Origin of the sequence: Ethanoligenens sp. (genome assembly GCF_047718355.1) — a bacterium.
In the GTDB taxonomy this organism is placed as follows: domain Bacteria; phylum Bacillota; class Clostridia; order Oscillospirales; family Ethanoligenentaceae; genus Ethanoligenens.
In genome coordinates this window covers 1-4,920 of sequence record NZ_JBDNLG010000132.1, presented here as the reverse complement: position 1 = coordinate 4,920, position 4,920 = coordinate 1, and the positions used below count along the sequence as shown (strand labels likewise).

The following is a 4,920-nucleotide window of genomic DNA, read 5'->3' as shown; positions in this document are numbered from 1 at the left end:
GCCATGAGGGTCTTTAGCCACTGTACGGCCTCTTGGTACCGCAGCTGCGCAAACCCAATCCTGGCAAAAAAAGAATCCAGTTCGCCTGTGTCAGCCTCCATCGTGACCGGCGTATTCTGCCCGGCTGGGGGGGATATAGGGGGGGATAGAGTCTCTAAGTTAATCTCTGTAGTAATCTCTAAGGAAGAAGCGACACCATGTCGCTTGCATCCGACATTCTGACGCTTGCAAGCGTCACCCTGTCGTTTGCATTTGTCATTTTGTCGTTTGCAAGCGACAATTTGTCCATTGTCAGAGCTGGCCTGCCCATCGTTGGTATTATTCGCTGGTTCAGCCGGTGTGGGAGGGATTTCGGGAGGGTTCTCCGAAGAGATAACTGAGAGGGTTAACTTTGCGTATCCGGGTAGCACGTACCCGGCCCGATCAAGTGCCTCCATGACAGCCATAAAATCGACCCGGTAGTAATACGTCCGGTCGCGGGGTTCGTCGTCCTTGCCCTGTTTACGCGACAAGAAACCCTTTTTAACCAGTTCGGCCAGCCTGCGCTCAATGGTACGGGCGCTTTTGTCACTCATGATCTCATCTTTCAGATCATCCGCTCTTTTGAATATCCACCCGTGTTGAAAGGGCAGATCATCCAGCTCACTCCCGGCCTTTTGCCGTCTTTCACGTTCTTCTGCCAGAAATGCGTCAAAATCGTTGACACGCTCGCTCCAGTAAATCATCTGGTTAAGAAGGAGCGCGGCCGTGCTGTCTCCGGTAATGGCAACGTATTCTTCCCGGACAACGGCGCATTTTGGCTTGTAGGGCATTTGGTCATTCTGCATTTTTACACTTCCTCGCTTTAAATTCACTTACATGCCCCGGATTTGTCGCATGACGCGCTTTTCCCAACCATCCGTAAAAGTTAACATCCACGTCAAAAGGCGAGCACAGGGCAATTACGGGGCGCATGAATCATGTGGAAATATATGGAACACACAAATTTCTTTTCAACCTTTGTACAGGTGTATCATGCAGAGAAAATAAAAACGGGGAGACAGAAAATTCCGTCTCCCCGTTGGGTACCGCTGATCGGCGGCAAGCATATCCGTTTTGTACATGGTTTCCCGTGCAGTTGCTTGATGGCCACGTAGGTAAAAGCGCGCCCTTTCTCTTTTTCCCCCTTCTGGTGGGCCAGCAGCCGTTTTTTTAAGGCCGGGCAGATTGATGCGGCGGGAACCGGCAAGGTGTCCTTGTCCGGCTGATCGCCGCGTGCACATTGGGTCAGTCTGCCGTGGCAGCTCTCACCGGTTCCGTTATGCAGTTGGCTACCATGCGTGCCGTTCCTTTTTTCCCCTTCTGGTAAGACAGCAGCCGTTTTTTGCGACGCCGGAATGTTCTGGCCAATCGGAACCAAAAGAGATCCATTTAGCTGCCGCGTTTTGCCATAACAGCGCGGGCAGTCAGACTGGCAGGAGAGGGCGGTAGTGTCCCTGTGTCCAACAAGTCTATGACGAGACGCGCGCCATCCTGCATACCGCACTGGTGGCCGCTTTCTTCCCATGCTCCAGCCACGGCGTTGTATGCAAAAAGGAGATTGCTGTACGTCTTTTCGTCAGAAACAACTGCGCGCAACTGTTGAAGAAACACCTGTTCGTTTTCCTCTGCGGCCTGTATCGTGTTTTTTTGTGCGATGCACTTTGCTGGTCTATCGCCCGTAAGGACAAAGGATGAAATTTCACGTAATGTCATTTTTCAATTCCTCCATCAGCAGCTCGTTGGGGAGTTGTTTGGACACCCAGCAGTTCCGTAATCAGTTTGGCCCCGTCTTTCATCCCCTGTGTATGTGCATATGCCATCGACGCAATGGACGCTTCGTAATAAGCACCGTTTAGCTCATCCCACGCCCTTTCATCTGAAACATATTTTTGAAGCATGTCGAGAAACTTCTGTTCTTCGCAGTCCACGTTATATGCTGTGCGCGACTGAATTAATTCTGGGTCTGGATTATCAATTCCTGCAAATTCAAGCGCAATCATGCGCAGCAGATTTTTCATACATGTGCCCTCCACCCCATGTCACAATGCGTACCGCCATAGTTATTTAGACGGTAGAGATTTTTTCTTATGATATTCGCGGTAACTATATGCCTCGTGTATCCGCTGTTCCTCCGCATCTTGAGCCTTTTGCGCCCATATGTGCGGCTGGCGGTCAAACGTGCGAAACTGATCGGCGGTCGTGGAACTTTCAAACGAATGAAGGTAACTGTTAAACATGTCGCAAAATTCCGCGCATAGTTTTGCTGCCGCGTGTGCGGCCAGATACGCGCGGTGTGCCTCGTCGGCGGCGCTCTTATGTTTCTCCGCGCCCTCCAATTTCGCAGCCATATCCAGAAGTGCTTTATTCAAAAACTGGCTTGTGTTCAAATGCGCTGCGTTCGACAATTTTTCAAGCGCATCAAGTGCTTCCTGCGACAGATAAAAGTGTTTTCTTATCAAGAGCCTTTCCTCCGAAATTTGTAGTTGGAGCCGTTTTACGGTCAAAAGTGCTGGTAAAAAGAATGAGCATAAGGGGGAACGTAACGGGGGTGTGCAAATCCTGTCAGTGACAGGATTTGTTCGTTCCATTGAAAATGCAGCGAGTGGGCGGTTTTCGCACACCGATTTTGCTTTGAAAATGGGGTTTTTAGGCGTTTCGCCCACAATTCGCACACACGAATTGGAAATTGGCCACGCGCTACCCACACCTTAAAAATCGTCATTTTCATCGTCTTCGAGGTCTCCTGCATTATTCAGAACGTTCCAAATGGCATTCAAAAGTTTCGTATTTTCTTGGATGGTGGCAAGCGTTAAATCAAGCAGATCGCCCCGCTTTTTAGCCTCTTTATGTACCGCATCCTCGGACAAAATGCGTGTTGTATCCGGCAACATCTCGATAAAAGCACGGTTTTTATAGAGCAGGTTTTCCCGTAGCATAGCGACCACAAGCGAACTCCTGTCCGGGTACTTCGGGGATTCCGAAAGGCATTCGTCTAACTGGTTTATAAGCCCCTGCGGGACATTCACAATGCGCAATTCAGCCATTTTTTCTACCTCCGTTTTTAAATGTGCCTGCTTCAAAACCGGCATACGCTTCGTCAATCATTTTTCCCACTTGCCATGGCAGAAGGTTCTGTTCTTGAATTTCGTCCGCAAGCATTTGAATCTGAACAATCTGCAAAGTGAAATCCCCAATATCAGAATAGCCGGCCATTTTTGCCAGCTTGCACAGCCGGTTATATATCCTCTCCGGTACGCCCTTTACGATCATATCCATTAAAAAATCCTCCATATTTACATCGCTATTTATAGCATATCGGCCATGCCGTCCAGCATGGCCATCATCGTTTCTTTCACCGGTTCCTGCTCCGCTTTTGGTTCGCTTACTGGTTGATTTTCGGGTGCTTCTACGGGCGGTTTCGCCACATTGCAGGCAGGCAATTCTGTTTTAGACGGCGGGGCTTGCGGCGGCTTTGTAAGTGTCTGCGGCGGCGCCGTTTTTTCGTTGTGAGAGGATGTAACTACCGCCCGTTTTAGATAAATTTCATTCGGATTGCCGCCCAAATACGCTACAATAGCCTGCGCCACAAATTCGCTTATAGACCGGCCTTTGCTGTTTAAGACACGCCCTGCGGCGGCTTGCACGGGGTCATTTTCATTCATGGACAGGGAAAAACGCATCCGGTTCTTTTTACTTTTCGGCACCTTTCTTCACCCCCTGTTTGACACCGGCAGCGGCCTTGGCCATCGCCTCATACCCTTTCGCGTTAGCCAGTGTATCGGTGACAAATTCCGCATGTTTGAGCCTGCCGGATTGCTCCAGCATTGGGCGTAGCAGAAGCGCACCGCCGCCGACAAAGAACGCATGGGCAAAGGACAAATCCACATCATTGGCTTGCAGATCGGCAAGCAGCGCGTCACAATGAGCCTGCGCTACTTGTCTTACGGTTTCGCGCATTGAGGCGTCCAAGAGGGTCTCTTTACCCATAAGCGCATTGCGGATATCGCTTTCTTCCACTGTACCGCCAAAGCGGGAAGTCAGCACGGACGCCGCTTTTGTAAACAGCTTGATAACGCCGCATTCTAACGAGTAGCAGCAGCCGAGGTCAAGTTTACCGTGCCGGAGCAACAGCACGTCCGCAGTATAGCCGCCCACGTCCACGATATATGCCTTGTCCAGCGCGGCAATCTGCTCATAGCGTTCATAAACCGCCGGATATGCCTGGGGGAACACATTGGCGGCGGTGATGGTGATTTTGTAGTCCACGCCGTTGCAGTGGAATGCAATCTCTTTCTGATCGCGGACAAAGTACCGCGCGAAGCTCTCTTTCAGTCCCTGCATGTGGGCGGGGGGCAGTCCGATGGCCAGCTGCACGTCCGTTTGTTGTACCTCGCAGCGCGCCAGCTCCTTTGCAATGGCGAACAGGGACAGAATGTAAAAATCATCATTGGCGGTTTTATCGCGCTGGTAAGGGAGATGGGAGCCAGAGAGCGCATAGGTGTTGCCGCCGAACTCCATCCAGTCAGCGGCCATCTGCGGCATGGCCGGATTGCCGACCAGCCCGGACGGGAACGCCTCATGTGCGGTCTTGATTTCACTGTTTCCGTGGTCAATTGCGATAATCATCTGTATTCCTCCGTCTGTTTGTCAAACATATATGTTTTAATACGTTTTAGTGCGCGTTAAAACGTATTAAAACGCTTTCGTACGTTTTACAGCGTGTTCCAAAAAGAGGCCTCTATCCTTAGTACTGGATAGACAAATAAAAAGCGGCGGGCACCGAAGTACCCGCCGCTGGAAAACCAAGTATTGTAATTTTTAGTTAGGTATAGTATGATAAAAGCAGACACAGGGCATACCACGAAACGGTTAGCCCAACGTAGGTTGAAGTAGCCGAAT

General features: G+C 50.4%; 10 protein-coding genes. All 10 read right to left on the bottom strand.

What is annotated here, in order from left to right; all coding sequences use genetic code 11:
- On the bottom strand, window positions 1-827 hold an 827-nt coding region (locus ABF463_RS13855; protein WP_415534518.1), incomplete at its 3' end, for a hypothetical protein.
- 185 nt (window positions 828-1,012) lie between these two features.
- Window positions 1,013-1,399, bottom strand: coding sequence for a hypothetical protein (locus tag ABF463_RS13850; protein WP_415534516.1), 387 nt, complete (start codon window positions 1,397-1,399; stop codon window positions 1,013-1,015).
- An 11-nt stretch (window positions 1,400-1,410) separates the two neighbouring features.
- Window positions 1,411-1,734 carry a hypothetical protein gene (locus tag ABF463_RS13845; RefSeq protein WP_415534514.1) on the bottom strand — a complete coding sequence of 108 codons (324 nt, stop codon included), beginning with the start codon at window positions 1,732-1,734 and terminating at the stop codon, window positions 1,411-1,413.
- On the bottom strand, window positions 1,731-2,039 hold the full coding sequence (locus ABF463_RS13840) for a hypothetical protein (protein ID WP_415534512.1): 309 nt from the start codon (window positions 2,037-2,039) through the stop codon (window positions 1,731-1,733). Before ABF463_RS13840 ends, ABF463_RS13845 begins: the two co-directional genes overlap by 4 nt.
- A 42-nt stretch (window positions 2,040-2,081) precedes the next feature.
- Window positions 2,082-2,480 carry a hypothetical protein gene (locus ABF463_RS13835; RefSeq protein WP_415534510.1) on the bottom strand — a complete coding sequence of 133 codons (399 nt, stop codon included), beginning with the start codon at window positions 2,478-2,480 and terminating at the stop codon, window positions 2,082-2,084.
- 249 nt (window positions 2,481-2,729) lie between these two features.
- On the bottom strand, window positions 2,730-3,065 hold the full coding sequence (locus ABF463_RS13830; protein WP_415534508.1) for a hypothetical protein: 336 nt from the start codon (window positions 3,063-3,065) through the stop codon (window positions 2,730-2,732).
- Complete coding sequence (locus tag ABF463_RS13825; RefSeq protein WP_415534506.1) at window positions 3,058-3,297, bottom strand: hypothetical protein; 240 nt, start codon at window positions 3,295-3,297, stop codon at window positions 3,058-3,060. Before ABF463_RS13825 ends, ABF463_RS13830 begins: the two co-directional genes overlap by 8 nt.
- 29 nt (window positions 3,298-3,326) lie before the next feature.
- The gene (locus tag ABF463_RS13820) at window positions 3,327-3,725 is read right to left on the bottom strand and encodes a hypothetical protein (protein ID WP_415534504.1); all 399 of its coding nucleotides are present in this window, start codon (window positions 3,723-3,725) and stop codon (window positions 3,327-3,329) included.
- Window positions 3,712-4,647 carry a hypothetical protein gene (locus ABF463_RS13815; RefSeq protein WP_415534502.1) on the bottom strand — a complete coding sequence of 312 codons (936 nt, stop codon included), beginning with the start codon at window positions 4,645-4,647 and terminating at the stop codon, window positions 3,712-3,714. The genes ABF463_RS13820 and ABF463_RS13815 overlap by 14 nt, the downstream gene beginning before the upstream one ends.
- 86 nt (window positions 4,648-4,733) lie before the next feature.
- A partial coding sequence (locus ABF463_RS13810; RefSeq protein ID WP_415534500.1) for a hypothetical protein occupies window positions 4,734-4,920 on the bottom strand: 187 nt, incomplete at its 5' end.